17 protein-coding genes are annotated in these 18,744 nt (G+C 68.9%); 10 read left to right on the top strand and 7 right to left on the bottom strand.

Annotated features, from left to right (window positions below; genetic code table 11):
- The first annotated feature begins 2 nt into the window (after window positions 1–2).
- Window positions 3–1,733 carry an FAD-binding protein gene (locus QMA07_RS15500; protein WP_290163481.1) on the top strand — a complete coding sequence of 577 codons (1,731 nt, stop codon included), beginning with the start codon at window positions 3–5 and terminating at the stop codon, window positions 1,731–1,733.
- 75 nt (window positions 1,734–1,808) lie between these two features.
- Here QMA07_RS15500 and QMA07_RS15495 read toward each other — a convergent pair whose 3' ends face one another.
- A complete protein-coding gene (locus QMA07_RS15495; protein ID WP_290163479.1) occupies window positions 1,809–2,126 on the bottom strand; it encodes a hypothetical protein in 318 nt (105 codons plus the stop codon).
- A 115-nt stretch (window positions 2,127–2,241) separates the two neighbouring features.
- Here QMA07_RS15495 and QMA07_RS15490 point away from each other — a divergent pair, with 115 nt between their 5' ends.
- On the top strand, window positions 2,242–3,735 hold the full coding sequence (locus QMA07_RS15490) for an L-serine ammonia-lyase, iron-sulfur-dependent, subunit alpha (protein WP_290163476.1): 1,494 nt from the start codon (window positions 2,242–2,244) through the stop codon (window positions 3,733–3,735).
- On the opposite strand, the gene QMA07_RS15485 is transcribed toward QMA07_RS15490, so the two are convergent.
- On the bottom strand, window positions 3,722–4,621 hold the full coding sequence (locus QMA07_RS15485) for a matrixin family metalloprotease (RefSeq protein ID WP_290163474.1): 900 nt from the start codon (window positions 4,619–4,621) through the stop codon (window positions 3,722–3,724). The genes QMA07_RS15490 and QMA07_RS15485 overlap by 14 nt on opposite strands.
- Before the next feature lie 2 nt (window positions 4,622–4,623).
- Window positions 4,624–5,679: a hypothetical protein gene (locus QMA07_RS15480; protein WP_290163471.1), complete on the bottom strand. Its 1,056-nt coding sequence runs from the start codon at window positions 5,677–5,679 to the stop codon at window positions 4,624–4,626.
- Between the two features lie 149 nt (window positions 5,680–5,828).
- Between QMA07_RS15480 and QMA07_RS15475 the strand changes: the two genes are divergently transcribed.
- Window positions 5,829–7,499: an alpha/beta hydrolase gene (locus QMA07_RS15475; RefSeq protein WP_290163469.1), complete on the top strand. Its 1,671-nt coding sequence runs from the start codon at window positions 5,829–5,831 to the stop codon at window positions 7,497–7,499.
- A 49-nt stretch (window positions 7,500–7,548) separates the two neighbouring features.
- Entirely contained in the window at window positions 7,549–8,301 is a 753-nt protein-coding gene (locus QMA07_RS15470) for an AAA family ATPase (RefSeq protein ID WP_290163467.1), read from the top strand.
- Here QMA07_RS15470 and hrpB read toward each other — a convergent pair.
- The 3 genes from hrpB to QMA07_RS15455 all read right to left on the bottom strand — a co-directional run bounded on the left by hrpB (window position 8,298) and on the right by QMA07_RS15455 (window position 13,352).
- Complete coding sequence (hrpB, locus tag QMA07_RS15465; protein WP_290163464.1) at window positions 8,298–10,850, bottom strand: ATP-dependent helicase HrpB; 2,553 nt, start codon at window positions 10,848–10,850, stop codon at window positions 8,298–8,300. The genes QMA07_RS15470 and hrpB overlap by 4 nt on opposite strands.
- 190 nt (window positions 10,851–11,040) lie before the next feature.
- Window positions 11,041–12,645 carry an SPFH domain-containing protein gene (locus tag QMA07_RS15460; protein WP_290163463.1) on the bottom strand — a complete coding sequence of 535 codons (1,605 nt, stop codon included), beginning with the start codon at window positions 12,643–12,645 and terminating at the stop codon, window positions 11,041–11,043.
- A gap of 278 nt (window positions 12,646–12,923) precedes the next feature.
- Window positions 12,924–13,352 carry a MarR family transcriptional regulator gene (locus tag QMA07_RS15455; RefSeq protein WP_290163460.1) on the bottom strand — a complete coding sequence of 143 codons (429 nt, stop codon included), beginning with the start codon at window positions 13,350–13,352 and terminating at the stop codon, window positions 12,924–12,926.
- A 293-nt stretch (window positions 13,353–13,645) separates the two neighbouring features.
- Between QMA07_RS15455 and QMA07_RS15450 the strand changes: the two genes are divergently transcribed.
- Window positions 13,646–14,221, top strand: a complete 576-nt coding sequence (locus QMA07_RS15450; RefSeq protein ID WP_290163457.1) for a VanZ family protein — start codon at window positions 13,646–13,648, stop codon at window positions 14,219–14,221.
- Window positions 14,222–14,246: 25 nt separating this feature from the next.
- Here the strand turns inward: QMA07_RS15450 and QMA07_RS15445 are convergent, their stop codons facing one another.
- Window positions 14,247–14,867, bottom strand: coding sequence for a DUF1349 domain-containing protein (locus tag QMA07_RS15445; protein WP_290163455.1), 621 nt, complete (start codon window positions 14,865–14,867; stop codon window positions 14,247–14,249).
- 160 nt (window positions 14,868–15,027) lie between these two features.
- Here QMA07_RS15445 and QMA07_RS15440 point away from each other — a divergent pair, with 160 nt between their 5' ends.
- From QMA07_RS15440 to QMA07_RS15420, 5 genes are read left to right on the top strand one after another with little or no spacing between them, the layout of a single operon-like run.
- On the top strand, window positions 15,028–15,759 hold the full coding sequence (locus QMA07_RS15440; RefSeq protein ID WP_290163452.1) for an ATP-binding cassette domain-containing protein: 732 nt from the start codon (window positions 15,028–15,030) through the stop codon (window positions 15,757–15,759).
- A complete protein-coding gene (locus QMA07_RS15435) occupies window positions 15,759–16,583 on the top strand; it encodes a hypothetical protein (RefSeq protein WP_290163450.1) in 825 nt (274 codons plus the stop codon). The genes QMA07_RS15440 and QMA07_RS15435 overlap by 1 nt, the downstream gene beginning before the upstream one ends.
- A 32-nt stretch (window positions 16,584–16,615) precedes the next feature.
- Window positions 16,616–16,846, top strand: coding sequence for a hypothetical protein (locus QMA07_RS15430; RefSeq protein ID WP_290163448.1), 231 nt, complete (start codon window positions 16,616–16,618; stop codon window positions 16,844–16,846).
- 4 nt (window positions 16,847–16,850) lie between these two features.
- The gene (locus tag QMA07_RS15425; RefSeq protein WP_290163446.1) at window positions 16,851–18,086 is read left to right on the top strand and encodes a histidine kinase; all 1,236 of its coding nucleotides are present in this window, start codon (window positions 16,851–16,853) and stop codon (window positions 18,084–18,086) included.
- Complete coding sequence (locus QMA07_RS15420) at window positions 18,083–18,742, top strand: response regulator transcription factor (RefSeq protein ID WP_290163444.1); 660 nt, start codon at window positions 18,083–18,085, stop codon at window positions 18,740–18,742. Before QMA07_RS15425 ends, QMA07_RS15420 begins: the two co-directional genes overlap by 4 nt.
- The last annotated feature ends 2 nt before the right edge of the window (window positions 18,743–18,744 follow it).

Below are 18,744 nucleotides of genomic sequence, written 5' to 3'. Positions count from 1 at the left end.
GCATGAGTACTCGCGAACGTCAGATCTCCACCACGGTCCTCGTCATCGGCACCGGCGGCTCCGGGCTGCGGGCCGCGATCGAGGTCGCCGAACACGGCATCGACGTCCTCGCCGTCGGCAAGCGCCCCCGACAGGATGCCCACACCTCCCTCGCCGCCGGCGGCATCAACGCCGCGCTCGGCACGATGGACGAAGGCGACAGCTGGCAGCAGCACGCCGCCGACACCATCAAGGAGAGCTACCTGCTCGCCAACCCCCACACGGTCGAGATCGTGACACAGGGAGCCGAGCGCGGGATTCGCGACCTCGAGCGCTGGGGCATGGACTTCGCCCGGGAGGACGACGGCCGCATCTCGCAGCGCTTCTTCGGGGCGCACACCTTCCGTCGCACGGCGTTCGCCGGCGACTACACCGGTCTCGAGATCCAGCGCACCCTCGTCGCCAAGGCCGAGCAGCTCGAGGTCCCGATCCTCGACCACGTCTACATCACGCGTCTGCTCGTGCGCGACAACGTCGTGTTCGGCGCCTACGGCTTCGACCAGTCCGACGGCACACGCTATCTGATCCATGCGGATGCCGTGATCCTCGCCGCGGGTGGCCACAACCGCATCTGGCGCCGCACGTCCTCGCGCCGAGACGAGAACACCGGTGATTCGTTCCGTCTCGCGGTCGACGCCGGCGCCCGGCTGCGCGACCCCGAGCTCGTGCAGTTCCACCCCTCGGGAATCATCGAGCCCGAGAACGCGGCCGGCACGCTGATCTCCGAGGCGGCGCGCGGCGAGGGCGGCATCCTGCGCAACGCGCTCGGCGAGCGGTTCATGTCGAAGTACGACCCCGAGCGCATGGAGCTCTCGACCCGCGACCGCGTCGCGCTCGCCGCGTACACCGAGATCGCCGAGGGGCGTGGAACCGAGAACGGCGGCGTCTGGCTCGATGTCTCGCACCTGCCGCGCGAGACGATCATGACCCGTCTGCCCCGCGTCTATCAGACGATGATGGAGCTGCAGATGCTCGACATCACCACCGACCCGATCGAGATCGCCCCCACGGCGCACTACTCGATGGGAGGTGTGTGGGTGCGTCCCGACGATCACCAGACCGACGTCGACGGACTCTATGCGATCGGCGAGGCGTCCAGCGGGCTGCACGGAGCGAACCGACTCGGCGGCAACTCGCTCATCGAGCTGCTCGTCTACGGTCGCATCGTCGGCCAGGCGGCCATGGCGCACGCGGCAGGACTCGACGCCCAGCGCCGGTCTGCGGATGCGGTGGCGCAGGCCCGCGCAGAGATCGACGACCTTCTCGTCGCCGACGGCCGCGAGAACGTGCGGGCGCTGCAGCGCGCGATCCGCAACACCATGACGCAGCATGCGGGTGTCGTCCGCTCGGAGGAGGGGCTGCGAGCAGGCCTCGCCGAACTCGACATGATCGAGGGCCGCATGGAGGACATCGGCATCCACCCCGACATCGCCGGGTTCCAGGACCTCGCTCACGCGTTCGACCTGAAGGCGTCGGCGCTCGCCGCGCGGGCCACGCTCGAGGCGGCGCTGGAGCGCCGGGAGACCCGCGGATGCCACAACCGCAGCGACTACCCCGACACCGACCCGACGCTGCAGGTCAATCTCGTCTGGTCGCCCACGGGCGGTGTGACGCACGAGTCGATCCCCGAGATCCCCGCCGAGATCGCCGAGCTCATGCGCGAGGTCGACACCGAGGGCAAGCTCGTCGAATAGCCTTCCCGAACTCGCTCCCGTCGCAGGGTGCATCGCGACGGGAGCGGCCGGGTGGCCGAGCGAGGTAGGAGTCGCTCAGTCGCCCTCGTCGGTCTCCGGGCCGTCGATGACCCCGATCCCGACCGCTTCATGGTCGGGCTCGGGGTCGTTTCGCGTCGGGGCCTTGGGCTCTTCGAAGGGCTCCTTCTCGGTGCTCGGCTCTTCGAGCTCGTCGTTGCTCGGAACCTCAGACGGGTCCGCGTCTTCGGTGGACTCGGCCTCTTCCGGCTTCTCGGCGGTGCTTCCCGCGTCCTTGAACTCGCCGGCGTCGCCGGAAGACGGGGTCGGGGTCGGTGTCTGCGCCTCAGGGGTGAGGCCGGAGGTCGGGTCCTGGTCAGGCGTGCTGTTCGTCATGGTCGTCCCTTTCACATCGAATGCCCCATCAGGATCGGGCTCCGATCGCGGGGCGAGAAGGGCCTTGACGGCGGTGCCCCGACTCGTCTTCCCGCGCACGACGTAGGCTGAGGAGGTGACAGCGTACGTCTCGGCCTTCGATCTCTTCTCCATCGGAGTGGGCCCCTCGAGTTCCCACACGGTCGGGCCGATGCGGGCGGCACTCGAGTTCGCCCATCGCCTGCGCTCGACAGGCACGATCGACCGCGTCGCGCGCATCGGGTGCACACTGTACGGCTCTCTCGGTGCCACCGGAATCGGCCATGGCACGCCCGATGCGGTCGTCGCGGGGCTGCGCGGCCTGGCGCCGGAGAGCTGCGACCCGGCCGACGTGCGGGCCGCCTGGACCGATCTTCGCGAGGGTGCGACGCTGCGAATCGACGGGTCTCACGAGATCGCGTTCTCGAAGACCGACATCGTGTTCGAGCCCCGCACACGCCTTCCCGGTCACCCGAACGCCATGACGATCGCCGCGTGGGATGCCGCCGGGGGCGTCGTCGCCGACGAGACCTACTACTCCGTCGGCGGCGGGTTCATCCGTCGGGATGGGGAAGACGCGAAGCTCGCCTCGGCCCCGCTGCCGTATTCGTATGCCGATGCCGCGTCGCTGCTCGCACTGTGCGATGAGCACGGCCTGTCGATCGCCGAGGTCGCGCGGCTGAACGAGACCGCGGAGCGCCCCGAAGAAGAGGTCGCCGCCGGACTCGACGCGATCTGGGATGCCATGGCGGCGTGCGTCGACAACGGACTGCATTCCGACGGCGTGCTCCCCGGGATGCTCAAGGTCAAGAGGCGAGCGAGCATGATCCGCGCCCAGCTCGAGGAGGCGGAGGCCGACGGTCATCGCGAGCTGCCGGGGGAGTGGCTCGGTGCCTTCGCGCTCGCGGTCAACGAGGAGAACGCCGCAGGTGGTCGGGTCGTCACGGCTCCGACGAACGGTGCCGCCGGCATCCTCCCCGCCGTCGCGATGTACTGGTGGCGGTTCCTCGCCGATTCGGGCCTCGGTGCAGGCAACGCGGTCACGCCGTACGGAGAACTGGTCGGCAGCGCATTGCTGGGCTTCGACGGCACGAAGGCGATCGACGCTGCGCAATCCGACGACGACGAGGCCGTCGCCGACGCCAACCGTCGCCGCGGCATCAGGCGGTTCTTGCTCACCGCCACGGCGCTGGGCTCGCTGTTCAAGGCGAACGCCTCGATCTCGGGTGCCGAGGGCGGATGCCAGGCCGAGGTCGGCTCTGCCTGCGCGATGGCAGCCGGAGGACTTACGGCCGTCATGGGCGGCACCAACCGTCAGATCGAGAACGCCGCCGAGATCGCGATGGAGCACCACCTCGGACTCACCTGCGACCCCATCGGCGGCCTCGTGCAGATCCCCTGCATCGAGCGCAATGCGATCGCGGCGTCGACGGCGGTTACGGCTGCGCGCCTCGCGCTGCGCGGTGACGGCAGCCATTACGTCTCGCTCGATGCTGTGGTCGAGACGATGCGCCAGACCGGCATCGACATGTCGACCAAATACAAGGAGACCAGCGAGGGCGGACTCGCGGTCAACGTCATCGAGTGCTGAGCGGCGGCCCGTACAGCTGCCGAGCTCCCTTCTTGTCGCTGACGCTCAAGGTGAGCCGTGGATTGCCCACACCGCCGCAGAAGTAGTGCATGACCGACCTCGGATCGTAGTCACCGAAGGGGAAGAGCGTCACATCCTCGGTGTCTCCGGGGCACTCCGCCGGCGCGCCGCTGCGGATGTGCTCGTGCCGGAAGCCGAGCACATGCCCGAGTTCGTGACGCAGCACTCCGACCCTGTTGAACCTGAGCCCCGGTCGGAAGTAGGAGGAGTCGAAGATCACCTTGCGTCTGGGCGGTGGCTGCGTCGGAAAGAACGCAGCGGCGATGAGCGTGCCGCCCTGGTCCTGCAGGCGCGCGGTGAACACCAGGTCGTCGCGGAACTCCGAGGCCGGTCGCGCGATGTCGTCGTGGTCGTCGAAGCTGTCGACGTGCTCGAATCGGACTCCGCACACCTCCTCCCAGTCGTCCGCGGCCGCGCGCAGATTGCGGGCCGCCCGTCGGTAGTCGGCCTCTCGGAGGAACGAGCGTCGCATCACGCTGTAGCGAAGAACGGTGCCCTCATCCCACCGGGTCGCCGCTCCTTCGGTCTCGAACCCCACCAGTCCGGAGTCGCCCAGCGGTGAGTTCGGGATGAGGGGACGCGGTGCGTTGCGCGCGGCGTAGGCGACGAGTTCGTCATCGTCGAGCAGCAGGTCGCCCTCGACGACGTGCAGGCGCTGCTCGTCGCTCTTCGCCGAGCGCCCGGTGACATCAGGCAGCACCACGCTGGGGGCGTTGTGTGCGATCTTCGCGGCCTCGTCGACATAGCCCGTGATCATGGCCTCCATGTGCGGGTCACGGGGTCGACTCAGGATCTCGGCTGCGAGCGTCCGGTCACGGAAGAACATGCTCAGGCATCCGTCTCTGCAGTCGCGGAGATCGAGAGCGCGAGCTCCAGCATCGCGTCTGCCTCGGCACCGTCCGCGAACCCGGACGCACCACCGCGGTTCGGGCCGAAGACCTGCTGAGCGCCCTTCTCCCACTGGGCGCGGATCTCCTCCGCAGCCAGGTCGCGGTCTCCGACGGCGAGGTTCGGATCGTTGCGGGCGTTCGCCATGGCCAGCTTGAAGGACACCCCGGCTTCGGTGAGAGCTTCAGCGGTCGTCGCGTGTGCCAGCTTGTCGTCGGCCGTCTTCCACGGCCCCGCCACAGAGCTGAGGTCCCGCCAACGATCAGGCTGAGAACCTCGGAGAGCGACCCGGATCAGGAGGTAGTCGAAGCCCGACGGATCACCCCACGCACCGTCGCGGGAGAACCTCAGCCGACCCTCGATGACTGCGAGATGTTCGAGCGAGAACTGCCCGGCATCGAGCGATGTGACGACGTAGTAGCCGGCCCGCGGCTCCGACGCGAGGACCGCGCCGTGAAGGCCGATCCGCCCGGCGATCTCGTCGTTGCCGAGGATCGTGTCGATCCCGCCGGCGACCTTGTCGGCGATCGCGCCGACGGCTGTCAGCTCGGTCCGCTGGGTCAGATCAGCGATGTCGGAGAGGAACGAGGCGACACCGGAGAAGAGCGAGGTGCCCGGTGCCGACAGCAAACCGACGGTGTACTCCACATTGCTCGCGCCGAGCGGGAGCAGCGTCGTCAGCGGTACTCCGGAGTGGATGGTGACGACGGCATCGTCGGCGCCGATCGACGCGAAGTCGTCAGCGCTCAGAGTCTTGCTGATGTGCAGATCCTCGCCGCTCGGACTCCGCCAGGTGACCGCGCTGGCGAACACGGGGCTGCGGCCGGCAGCGCGATCCTTCTCGAACCTGAGCCCGAAGTCGGCCACGATCAACTCGACGTACCTGCTGCGCGGCGGACTCGTGTCGGGGAGCGCTGCGGCGCCATCGACCAGCCCGACCCAGCCGTGCACGACGTGTGTCGTCTCGTGACGCCACAATCCTTTGATCCTGTCCACCAGACCCACGCGATCATCTCCCTCGATGACTCGGTTCCCCCCGGTGTTATGAGTGAAGTTAGACCTGAGAGCACCTCTGTGTCTATCCCTCTTCGGCGCGCCTCGCTAGCATGACCATCAACGGGGAGGGGAATCACCCGGGAGGGATCATGGACGAGCGGACCGATGATCACATCGCACAGGTCGAAGCGGCCTTGGCGGCAGTACGAAGGATCCCCGATCCCTCTGAGGACTCCTCCTCGTCGGGATTCTCGGAAGCCGCAGTCGGCGCCCCGATCTCCGCCATCCTGAGCGCCGCGAGGGAGATCGTCGAGTATGTGCTCTCGGCGTCGAGACGGCCGCAGGTGAGCGATGCGAACCTCCAGTTCGCCTTTCCGCTCGGAGCGATGTGGGCTGACGCGGTCGACCTGACAGCGGACGAGGTGCTCTCACGTTCGCTGATCACAGTGCAGGCGTTCGCACGCACCGCGGAGACCCAGGAACTTCCGGGCGATGCCGAGCGAGTCCGATCCCTGCGGATCATCGCGAGGGAACTGAGGGAGGCCGCAGCGGTTCGAGGCGGTCGTTCGCCGGGCGACGTGCATGGTGCGCCCTGGTATCCGCATATTCGTGAAGGGGACCGGTGGGGAGATGTCCTCGGATACCAGGCCCCGTCTTCCGCGTCGCGGGCCGAGCGGGTGTGGCCGTCGATGGAGCATCTCCGAGAAGTTCTCGAGCAGGACGTCCTCGAGTTCCCGGCCACGGCGCCGGATGTCCCGCCGACGCCGCTGCTGCCGATACCCTCGACAGCGGTGAGTGAGTATGAAGACCTCGACCTCGGATCAGCGTGGCGGGTCGAGTCCGATACGAGGCCGAAGAAGAGCGTGGACGACACCGTGGACGTCTGGTTCGGCACCTCGCGGTCTCTGCGCCCGGGAACGAGCTCGGAGTTCGGGCCCGAACTCTCGCGCGACCTCCGGCTCGGCTGCTCCTATGTGTTCGTGCCGGAGACGCATCGGCGTGGTTCCGACGGCAGCTCACTGTGGCAGAAGCTTCTCCGACTGGACTTCCGCGACGACACCCTCAAGCTGCAGAAGACGCTCGTGCTCGATGCGAACTTCGACGCCGAGTTCGTCAAGAGGATGTCTGCCGCTCCGACGAAGAGAGTGCTGCTCTACATACACGGCTACAACTCGCCGTTCGAGAGCGCCATCGTCTGCGCGGCTCAGCTCGCCGTCGACCTCGGATACGACGGCGTCGCTGCCGCCTTCTCATGGTCGTCGCGCGCTTCTCACGTCGAGTACATCCCGGATCTCGCTCAGTCGGAGGCAGCGTGGGAGCAACTGGTGGAATTCATCGGTCACCTCCGTCGAGCGGGTATCGACGGGCTGGACGTGATCGTCCACTCGATGGGGAACCGCGTGCTGTCGTGGGCTGTCGAACGCCTCGCACGCTCGTCGACGGTGATCGACCGGCTCTATCTCGCGGCCGCCGACCTCGATCCCGAGATCCTGCGGCAGCGATCGGCTTTCTACCGGTCCGTGTGCAGATCGATCACCTCGTACGCCTCGACGGAGGACCGGGCGCTCGGCCTGTCCAGGCTCTTGCATGGAGTCGACCGAGTCGGTCTGCTTCCGCCGGTGACGACGATGGACGGGATGACGACCATCGATGTGTCCGACGTCGAGGATTCGTTCCTCGGTCATGGCTACTTCGCGATGTCCTCGCCGGTGCTCGACGACATCAGGGCCGCGTTGAGGGATGAGGCTCCAGGGGGCGTGCGGAGGATGACCCCCGTGCAGGACTGCTCGTCACCGATGCATTGGAGGTTGCACGCCTGATCGATGGATGTCGGCGGATGCAGCTAGCCTTCTGCGCAGGGAGGCGAGCGTGGAATCGATCTGGACACCTGGCAGCCGCCGGCGGCGCGAGCAGCCGGTCGTGGCGGTGAGCGCGAACGACGACGCTCCCGAGCCCGGTCGGGTCTGGCCGACGAGCATCCCGGCGGTGGCCCAGGTGCTGAGGGAGGGGATCGACCTGTCTCCCGGCGTGACGTTCCTGGTCGGCGAGAACGGCAGCGGCAAGTCGACCATCGTCGAGGGCATCGCGGTCGCCTACGGACTCTCGCCCGAGGGCGGGTCGAGGCAGGCTATGCACAGCACCCGGCCCACCGAATCTCCCCTGTCGGAGTGGCTGCGCCTGCAGCGAGGTGTCGGAGCGAACCGCTGGGGATTCTTCCTTCGAGCCGAGACGATGCACTCGTTCTACACGTACCTCGAAGAGAATCCGTCGCCGCGCGGCGATGTGCCGTTCCACGAGATGAGTCACGGCGAGTCGTTCCTCGCTCTCCTCGACAGCCGATTCGACGAGCCCGGGTTCTACTGTCTCGATGAGCCCGAAGCCGCGCTCTCGTTCCAGTCGACGCTCACTCTCATCGCCGTGCTGCAACGCATCGTCGACGATGGCGGGCAGGTGCTGTGCGCCACGCACTCGCCGGTGCTCGCGGCCCTCCCGGGCGCGCGGATCCTCGAGGTCGGAGACTGGGGCATCCGTCCGGCCGAGTGGAAAGACCTCGAGCTCGTGAACCACTGGCGGTCGTTCCTGCAGGACCCGCCGCGGTATCTGCGGCACCTGCTCGACTAGCGCGCCGAGCGGTTCTTGGTGTGCTTCGTGGGCGCGGCGGCCCAGGGATCCTCCGGCCAAGGGTGCTTCGGGTAGCGCCCTCGCATCTCGGCGCGCACCTGGCCGTATGGACCGGACCAGAACGAGGCGAGGTCATCGGTGACCGCGAGCGGACGCCCCGCGGGCGAGAGGAGATGGAACAGCACCGGCAGCCGTCCGTCGACCAGCCGAGGGGTCTCCGCCCAGCCGAAGCACTCCTGCAGCTTCACGGCCACGACCGGACGCGCGGTGGCGTCGTCGGTGTCGGGATAGTCGATGCGGATGCGCGATCCGCTGGGCACCTCGAGGCGCTCCGGGGCCAGCTCCTCGAGTCGCGCAGCCTCGGGCCATGGCAGCAGGCGCCGCAGTGCCGACGAGAGAGAGATCCGTCCTGCCGGCGTGCCACCGGCCAGCGCATCGAGTTCGGGCGCCAGCCACTCATCGAGGGCCTCGAGCAGCCCGGCATCCGACACGTCGGGCCAGGGCGCGCCCAGCTCCCGTCGCAACAGTCCCAATCGACGGCGCAGCGCGGTCGCCGTGTCAGACCACGTCAACATGCCGAGCCCCTCACGCCGGATCGCGCGGCGCACGGCATCACGCCCTTCTTGTGCCGGCGCGCGCACGGGTGACGACGAACGCAGGATCGCGCCGACGCGGCGTTCGCGGCGGGCCTGGACGCGGCCCGCGGTGAACTCCGCCTCGACACGGTCGGTCATCAGGTGATTCGCGGCGCGCTCCATCTGCGCCTCGGTGAGCACAGCCGCCGATCGGATGATCGCACCGGAGCCGGCAGCGGCTCGCGCGGAGGCACGGGCGACGTCGGCGACGGCGAGCCATTCGACTGCCGAGAGCGGACCATGCACCCCGGCCCGGGTGCCGGATGCCAGCAGGAACGTCGCCCCCTCGGCGGTGCGCTCGACGCGATGGGCGATCCGCTCGGGAAAGGCCAGCGCGATCACGAGGCCCACGCCGTCGAGGCCCGATCGGCTGTCCGGTGTCGCACGCACCATGCGCTCGAGGCGATTCGCGTCGTCGCGCCATCGACGCGCGTCCGGTGCGCGTCCGCCCCGCAGAGCGATGAGCGCCTGCGCGACGTCGGCCTCGGCGATACGCAGGTCGCCGCCGAGCACCGCGACGACCTCGGCCGCAAGGCGGCTGCCGACCACGGGACTGCCGTCGCGGAGAGCGCGGGCGAGTCGAGGATCGGCAGGAATCCGAGCGAGGGCGCGACCCTCGGCGGTGGCGCGTCCCTCGTCGTCGATCGCGCCGAGACCACGAAGCACCGACAGCGCGTCAGCCAGGTTGTCTGCGGGCGGCGGATCGATCATTCGCAGGCCGGCGCCGCCCGGAGCACCCCAGCAGGAGAGCAGCAGAGCGGCATCCGCGAGGTCGGTCACCGCGATCTCCGGCGCCGGGCGTGCAGGAGCCGCTGCATAGGTACGCTCGTCGACGCAGCGGATGACGGTGCCGGGGCCCTGTCGTGTGGCTCGACCAGCCCGCTGCACGCACGACGAGCGTGACGCGGCGGTCGTGACGAGACCCGTCATGCCGCGGGTGGCATCGCGTTGCGGATGCCGAGAGAGACAGCTGTCGACCACCAGACGCACACCCGGCACCGTGAGCGAGGACTCGGCGAGTGACGTCGTGACGATGATGCGCGGGCGGTCGTTCGGGGAGCGGCCGCGGATCACCGCATCCTGTTCCGCCGCGGGGATCTGGCCATGCAGCTCCCGCACGTCGAACGCGTCACCGGCGTCGCGCACGCGGCGGGCGATCTCCGACACCTCGCGCGCCCCCGGTGCGAAGACCAGCACGTCGGCATCGCGGTTCTCGCGTCGCAGATCGAGGGCCGCTGACGTGGTGGTGCGGGCGATGTGGTCGAGGAACCCCCTGGTGACCCCGCGCTCGTCGAGGCGCGGCGTCGGGCTCGGAGCCCAGCGCTCGTCGAGCGGAAAAGCGGGGACGTCGTGGTCGATCACCGGCGCCGGAAGATCATCCGAGCCGAGGACTGTGGAGATGAGTGCGGCGTCGAGCGTGGCCGACATCGCGACGACCACGAGGTCGTCGCGCAGCTCGCGCACCTCTGAGAGCAGACCGATCAGCAGATCGGTCTCGAGTGCGCGTTCGTGCACCTCGTCGATGATCACGGCATCCACGCCGTCGAGTCCCGGGTCGTCGATCATGCGCCGCAGCAGCACTCCGGCGGTGACGAACTCGACCCGGGTCTGCGGTCCGACCGAGCGCTCGCCGCGCACGGTGAAACCGACGCGGGTGCCCAGCGCCGAGCCGTCGAGATGAGCGAGGCGCCGTGCTGCGGCGCGAGCGGCGACGCGGCGAGGTTGGGTGACGATCACTCGCCCGGTCGACCGCGATGCCACGAGCGGTGGCACGAGGGTGGTCTTCCCCGTGCCGGGTGGCGCGCTCACGACCACTGATGTGCTCGTGTCGAGCGCCGCCGAGAGTTCGTCGAGAGCAGCCGCGAACGAGAGCCCCTCGCCGATGGCGGCGAGGTCGAAGGCGGCGGGCATCATCACCCCAGTCTGCCCGGTACGAAGTGCGGCGTTCACAATTCAGCAGGACTCCGGCCGATGTGCCCTGGAAAACGATCCCGCGCCCCCGACGCAGCGAGTGATGCTGAGTTGTGCACGATGGTTCCCCGAGACAAAACGGCGGATGCCGCGACCGATCCGGCCGCGGCATCCGCTGTGCGCTGTGCGCTGACTACTCCGCGTCGGGAGCCGGCGGTGCGGGTGGCGGCGGAGTGGTCGGGGTCGACTGGCGCGCCGTCGGAGCGGGCGGTGCGGATGCGGCGGCGACGCCCTCGCCGATGCCACGACCCAGGGCCTGACCCTGGATGATCGACGCGAGGTCGAGCCCGGTGGCCGCGCTCACGCTGTCGAACACCGACTTGAGAGCCTTCGCGCTGTCGGCGCCGACGACGCTCGACGCGCCGTCCTCGCCCGAGCCGCCGATGATCGACACGTTGCCGATCGCGGCGTAGCCCTTCGAGAACTCGGCCATGATCGACGGCAGGGTGTCGAGCACCCGCTGCGACAGGAACGCGTCCTGGTTCGACGCGATGGCCTTCGCCTCTGCCTCGACGGCTGCGGCTCGCGCCTCACCCTCGGCACGGATGGCGTCTGCCTCGGCATTGGCGCGCAGGCGCCGTGCTTCGGACTCGGCCTCGGCCTGCGCCCGAAGTGCGTCGGCCTCACCGGTCGCGCGGGCGATCGCGGCTGCCGCCTCACCGTCGGCCTTGGCCTTGTCGGCCTGGGCCTGCTGCTCGGCGATGCGGGTGCGAGCCTCGGCCTGCTTGACCTGCTCGATCGCGCCGGCTTCTGCGGCACGCTCACGCGTGTAGAGCTCGGCCTGGGCGCGAGTCTCGGCCTCGTATCGCTGGGCGTCGGCGACGCGCTTGACGTCGGCGTCAAGCTGAGCCTGACGGTTCTCGGCCTGCTGCTGCAGAACGGCCTGCTGAGCCTGCTCGCGGGCCAGGTTCTCGGCCTGCTCGGCCTCGGCGCGCGCACGGCCGATGCCGGCGTTGGCGTTGGCGGTGTTGGTGTCGAGAGCCGTCTGCTCGACCAGGTTGGCTTCCTGGTTGGCGATGTTCTTCTGGTTGATCGCACGGTCGGCGTTGGTCTGCGAGATCTCGGCGGACTGACGCTTCGCCTGGATCTCGGGAGCACCGAGCGACTGGATGTAGCCGACCTTGTCGGTGATGCCCTTGATCTGGAACGAGTCGAGGATCAGGCCCTGTTCGGCGAGCTCCTGCGAGACGTCGGCGGCGATCTGGTCGGAGAACTTCTTGCGCTCGCGCATGAGCTCGACGACCGAGAGGGTCGCGACGATTCCACGAAGCGCACCTTCGAGCTGCTCAGTGGTGAACTGCTCGATGGCCTTGTCCTGCGAGGCGAAACGCTCTGCGGCGCGGCGCACGAGGATCGGGTCCGAGCCGATCTTCACGATGGCGACGCCGTCGACGTTGAGCGTCACGCTGTCGAGCGACTGCGCCTCGGCGTTGAGCGAGACCTGGCGCGAGCGCAGCGAGATGATCTCGTGGCGCTGCGTGATCGGGTTGACCAGCGACTTGCCGTTCACGATGACCGTGACGGGCGACTCCGACATCTCGTCTTTGGTCGAACCGTCTGCGCCGATGACGGCTCGCGCCACCTTCTGTTTGCGTCCCGAGATGACGAGCGCCTCATCGGCGCGCGCGACCTTGATCCAGCTGCGTGCGAACAGCAGCAGGATGAGCAGGACGACGATAGCGATGGCTATGCCGATCCCGACGATGATGAGGATGCCGACGATTCCGGCGATCTCCATGAATGACCTCCCTGGTTCCCCCCGAGGGGGCGGTCTCAGATGCCGGCGCGGCCGCGCGGGCGTTCACGCTCCACCCTGCCAGAGATCGGGGGATGCCGTCGAAGAGTCGACGACTCGGGATGCGCCTCGGGAGGAGAAATGCTCTTGGGGAGCAGCCCTCGGCCCGGAGCCTCCTCCCGTGGGGCAGAGCTCCTCCCGTGGGGCAGAGCTCCTCCCGTGGGGCAGAGCTCCTCCCGTGGGGCAGGTCTCCGTCGGTCAGGTCGAGACCCGTGGGTCGGTCAGCGGCCGCGGAGCTTCTCCGCCAGATCCCGCAGCGTCTTCAGTTCGGCGTCGTCGAGTCGCGACATCCGCTCGGCGATCGAGCGGCCGTGCACGGTGGCGACGCTGCGGAACTCACGGACGCCGGCATCCGTGGCCCTGATCAGCGCACCGCGGCCGTCGTCGGGGTCGGGGCACTTCGCGACGAGCCCGCGCGCGACCATACGGTCGACGAGACGAGAGACGCTCGGCTGGCTGATCAGCATGTTCGCCGTGACATCGCGCAGGCGGGCCGACATGCCGGGGGAGCGCGTCACGGTGAGCAGGACGTCGTACTCGGCCTGCCCGAGATCGGTGTGATCGAAGTCCGCGTTCATCTCGGTGAACAGCTCGTGCTGTGCGCGGAACAGGCTCTCCCATGCCTCGAGGGCGAGCTTGCGATCGGTCATGGAGAACAGCGTACTGGCAACAGTAAAGGGCCGGTCGGAGAGGCTCCCGACCGGCCCTTGTCCCTTGCACCAAGAGTGTCCTGCAATCACATGCGGTGTATGCCACAGCAAACATTCACCGTGCGATCACTCTATAACGGCGAGATAACGAATGCAACGTTTTGATCACGGAATCTTCGGTGCTCCCGAGGTGTCGAGCGGGTCGGGGTCGGCGAGCATCGTGGCGGTTCCCGTTCTCTGTACGATCGGTGCGGTGCCTCTGCACCGCACCACGGAGTCACCGGAAGCAGTGAATGAAGTTCGTCGAAGTCCCCATGCTCCCGATCGTGATCCCCTTCGGAGTCGTGATCTTCCTCGTGCTGATCTGGGTGCTCCGCTCCCGCGGGCGCATCACGCTTCCCCGGGCGAGCGTCGCTGCCGTCCTTGCGGTCTACGCGGGCGGAGTGCTCGCCAACACGGTCTTCCCGATCTTCCTCCGCGTCGGTACAGGGTTCTATGACGGGCCACGCCCGTTGGCGCTCTACCTCGTGCCGTTCGCCGACTACGGGATCGAGGACGCTCTCATCAACGTCGCGGTGTTCGTCCCGCTCGGTGGGCTCGTCCCGCTGCTCATCGCACGGCCGAGCTGGTGGAGGGTGCTGGCGATCGTCGCCGGCGCGAGCCTCGCCATCGAGCTGACGCAGATGGCCGTCTCGCGGCTGGCCCTCGGCGGACACCTCGCGGACATCAACGACTGGCTGACGAACATCCTGGGCGGGATCATCGGCTACGGCCTGTTCGTCATCCTGACACAATCGAAGACGATCGCGGACTTCGTCGAACGCTTTCGGTGGCCGGCGCGTGAGCGCACGAGCAGCCACCCGGCCTGAAATCCGCCGCCGGACCGGGTGTTCGTCAGGAACCGTCGCGAAGATCGTCGAGCGTCGCCGCCGTGTATGTGACGGCGTCGAAGCGCACGTCGCAGCCGTTTCCCATGGGGCTTTGGGCTTCGAGCCCGACAGCGACCTCCTGCTCTTGGGCCCCCAGCGCGAACCCTCGAACGAAGTCCCACCGTGTGCCGTCGACCGATGCGTGGAAGGCGTAGACCGTTCCGATGCGTGCGATGCGCAGCCAGACCTCGTCGCCCTCGACGGTGAACGCGTTCGCGTCGTCGGAGACTCCGCGGGTGACGACCGATACGACCATGGGCTTTCGATCGGGGGAGAGCTCGAAGCAGAGCTTGGCCCACAGCGTTTCGTCGGCCCAGACGATCAGCACGCCGGCATCGAACGTGTCGGTGAAGTCGACGTGAACTCGAGCGGTCAGAGTGAAGTCGCCCTCAGCGGGACGACCGGTCAACGAGACCGCGTTCAGCTGACTCTCCGCGGCCACGCTGCCGCTCCCGCTCGGGTCGACGAAGAAGTCGCTGTGCGGCTTGGCCGTCACCAGGACGCTGTCTGCCTCTACTCGCCACGGCCAGTCCTCGGAGGAGTGCAGAGGGAAGGGGACGCCAGGGAGATCGACTCGAGTGTTCATCACACCATTGTGGCCAATCGACATGCCTCGCAGATGAGAGACGGTCGACGCCGTCGGGTGGTGGCCAGCCCGGCTGGACGATCAGGACTGTCCTTTCGGACAGGGCGATCCCGTGCGCCGGGCGGGGGCGCTCGAGAGTCGTGCTGGCGAGGCTGGAGACATGAACATCTCCACATTTCCGCCGCTCCAGGCGCGCGGACTGCACAAGTCCTTTCATGGACGCGCTCGCGTCGATGAAGTCGGTTTCACCATCGAGTCAGGAAGGGTCGTCGGCTTGCTCGGGCCCAACGGCGCCGGCAAGACGACCACGATCCGGCTGCTGCTCGGACTCATGGCGGCGGACAAGGGCGAGGCGCTGGTCTTCGGGCGCCCGTACCGCGACCTCGAGCGCCCCGCCACGATGGTCGGTGCTGTGCTGGACGCCGGCGGCCTGCACCCCGCCCGCACCGGACGTGAGCACCTGCGCATCGCCGCGGCCCGCGCTGACGTCGCTACCGAACGCGTCGATGCGGTCCTCGCCGAGGTGGGCATGACCACCGACGCCGACCGCCGGTCCGGTGGCTACTCTCTCGGCATGAAGCAGCGCATCGCCATCGCCGCAGCGCTTCTCGGAGAGCCGAAGCTGCTCGTGCTCGACGAGCCCTCCAACGGCCTCGACCCCGCAGGTATGCGCTGGCTGCGTGATCGCCTGAGGGCGTTCGCGGATGCCGGGGGCACGGTGCTTCTCTCTTCGCACCTGCTCTCCGACGTGCAGGACATCGCCGACGACATCGTCGTGATCGCCGAGGGGCGGGTCGTCGCAGACGTGGCGCTGGCGGATGCCGTCGCCACGGCGAGCGGAGACCTCGAGGGCTATTACCTCCAGGTCACCGGAATCGCGGGGGTGCGCTGATGTTCCGCGCAGAACTCCTCGGACTGACCACGACCACAGCGACGAAGGTCAGTGCGCTCGTCGCCGTCGTCGGCCTCATCCTGACGCAGCTGATGTTCGTGACCGTTCTCCCCGCGCTGGCTCGCGGCGACATCGGTCCCGGCGCGGCGGCGCTCGGAGCCGACCTCCCCGTGCTCGACCTGACCTCGGCGGCGGCGCAGCTCGACGCGATCAACCCGCTCGGCGCGTCGATGGGAGGCGGCTCGATCGGCATCGCGCTCCTCGCCATCGTGCTGCTCGGCACCCTCGCCGGCACCAGTGACGACCGGTACGGCGGCATGGTCGGAGCAGCCCTCGCGTCTCCCCGACGCGGTCGCATCGTCGCAGGCAAGGCCACGGCCGTCGCGGTCGTCGGTGTCGTCATCGGCGCCGTCATGGCGGTCGTCAGTCTCATCGCCCTGCTCGTCGCGCTCGCGATGACGGGAACGCCTTTCACGGTCGGTGTCGGCGTCGTCGCCACCACCCTGGGGCGGGGTGTCGTCGCGGTCGCGGGCCTCGCCCTGATCGGCCTCGCGGTCGGCATCCTCGTGCGGACGCAGCTCGCCGGCATCCTCACCATGCTTGCGGTGCTCTTCGCCGAGCCCCTCGTCACCGCCATGACCTCGCTGATCGGCGGCGGCCCCGCGCCCGTGTGGACACAGTTTCTGCCGGTAGCGCTCGCGCAGAACGTCATTCACGGCGGGTCGGCCGAGGTGCACGTCGGAGTGGCTCTGGCGGCCCTCGCCGCTCTCTCCACAGCGGCGCTCGCTGCCGCATCCGTCGCTCTCTCCCGACGGGACCTCTGATGCCCCAACCCTCCGGCAGGAAAGGACTCACCGTGAACGACGATCGCACGCCTCAGAACCCGCCCGCCCGACGCCGAAGGATGCGGACGGTGATCACGATCGCGGCCGCCGCCCTGCTCATCGGCGGAGCGGTCACGGCCGGCGCGCTCTTCCGGGCATCCGATCGACCGGCCTTCTCTGCGGAGGCGACGATCGGTGATCACACCTCGGTTCACCCCGCGTCCTGCCTCCCGACGGGGGCGGGACGCGGCGTGGTTGACTGAGTCCATGTCCCCTGCGGAGCCGCCCTCCCCGCGCGCCGAACGCGTGCGCCGTGCGATCCCACCGACGCTCGTGCTCGCTGCGGCCATCGGCTACCTCGGCGCCGATCTGTGGATCGACGAGCTCCCCGCGACAGTGCCGGGCGATGTGTCGCCGTTGGTGCACGCCGCTCTGGTCGCCCTGCAGGCTGTCCTTCTCGTGTTCCGCCGGCGCGCACCCATCATCGTCTTCGCCGGAGCCGTGCTGCTCGACGCCGTGATCCTGGCGACCTCGGCGGGGGAGCTGGGGGTCGGCTCGCTGGGCGTGATCCTCGCTGCCTATGCGATGGCTCGGCGCAGCCCGCGCAACCCGGCGCTGGCGGCGCTCGCCCTCGGCGCGCTCGTGACCACCGGCGTCGGTGCGAGTGCGCTGCTCTTGGGGTCACGCGAATCGGCGCTCGTCCTGATCGTCACCGTGATCGCCCGGGTCGCCCTGCAGTACGCGGCTCCTGCGGCCCTCGCCGAGTACATTCGCGGGCGTGAGCGCCTCGCCGATGCGCTGCAGGAGCAGGCGCGGATGGCCGAGCACGAGCGACGCGAGCGCGCCGAACGCGAGGTGCGTGCCGAGCGCGAGGCCCTCGCGCGGGAACTCCACGACATCGCCGGTCATCACCTCTCGGGGATCATCGTGAGCGCCCAGGCCGCCACCGCTCTCACCCGCAGCGATCTCGACCGGGCGCGGGAGATGATGCAGACGGTGCAGGACGATGCCCGCATCGCGCTCGCCGACCTCCGACGGACCGTCGGGCTCCTGCGCAGTGAGGATGATGCGCCTTCGGGCGCCCCGAGCCCGGTGCCGACCATCGCCGGCCTCGGCGCGCTCGTGGGGGTCGCGCGGGAACGGGGTCAGCGCGTCTCACTCACCACTGTCGGGGATGCTCGTCCGGTGGGTGCGCTCGCCGAGACCACCGCGTACCGGATGGTGCAGGAATCGCTCGCGAACGCCGCCAGACACGCGCCCGGAGCGGCGTGTGCCGTCACCGTGCAATTCGGAGCGGATGCCGTGCAGATCACGGTCGCCAACGAGCCGTCTGCCGAGGGTCGAACGCGCGAGACGACGGAGAGGTCGGGAGTCGGCTACGGGCTCTCCGGCATGGCGGAGCGGGCCGAACTCATCGGGGCGCACCTGTCGGCCAGGCCCGACGACGGCGGCGGATGGACCAATCGCCTGAGTATCCCCTCCGACGGACGGAGCCCCCGATGATCCGTGTCCTCATCGCCGACGACCAGGCTGTCGTTCGCGCCGGCCTCTCTGTGATCCTCGGGGCCGAGGCCGATATCGAGGTGATCGGCGAAGCGGTCGATGGCGCCGACGCTGCGCGTCTCGCCCGTAGCCTTCGCCCCGACGTCGTCTGCATGGACATCCGGATGCCGGGAACAGACGGCATCGCCGCCACCCGCGAGATCGTCGGAGACGCGGAACTGGCGACCGACGTGCTCATCCTCACCACCTTCGACGTCGACGCCGACGTCTTCGCCGCTCTCGAGGCCGGCGCCGCCGGGTTCCTCCTCAAAGGCGCCGACGAGCACACGCTGCTGGCCGCGGTTCGCTCGGTGGCCGCCGGCGGCGGAACCCTCGATCAGCGGCTGACCCGCCGCATCCTGCACGAATTCAGCGAACGCCGTCGAGCGAGTAGCGCGCAGATCCCGGCCGATGGGCCCCCGCTCACCGAGAGGGAACTGGATGTGCTCAGACTCCTCGCCGAGGGGCTGTCGAATGCCGAGATCGCCGACCGTCTCTTCGTGGAGCTGACGACCGTCAAGTACCACCTCGCCGGCATCCTCCAGAAGACCGGAGCCCGTGACCGCCTGCAGGCAGTGCTCTGGGGAATCAGGGCCGGGGTCGTCCAGGCGGGATGACA

This window comes from Microbacterium sp. APC 3901 (assembly GCF_030407765.1).
Taxonomy (GTDB): domain Bacteria; phylum Actinomycetota; class Actinomycetes; order Actinomycetales; family Microbacteriaceae; genus Microbacterium.
Note: the sequence above shows the minus strand (reverse complement) of the source record. Positions and strands in the feature narration are given on the sequence as shown.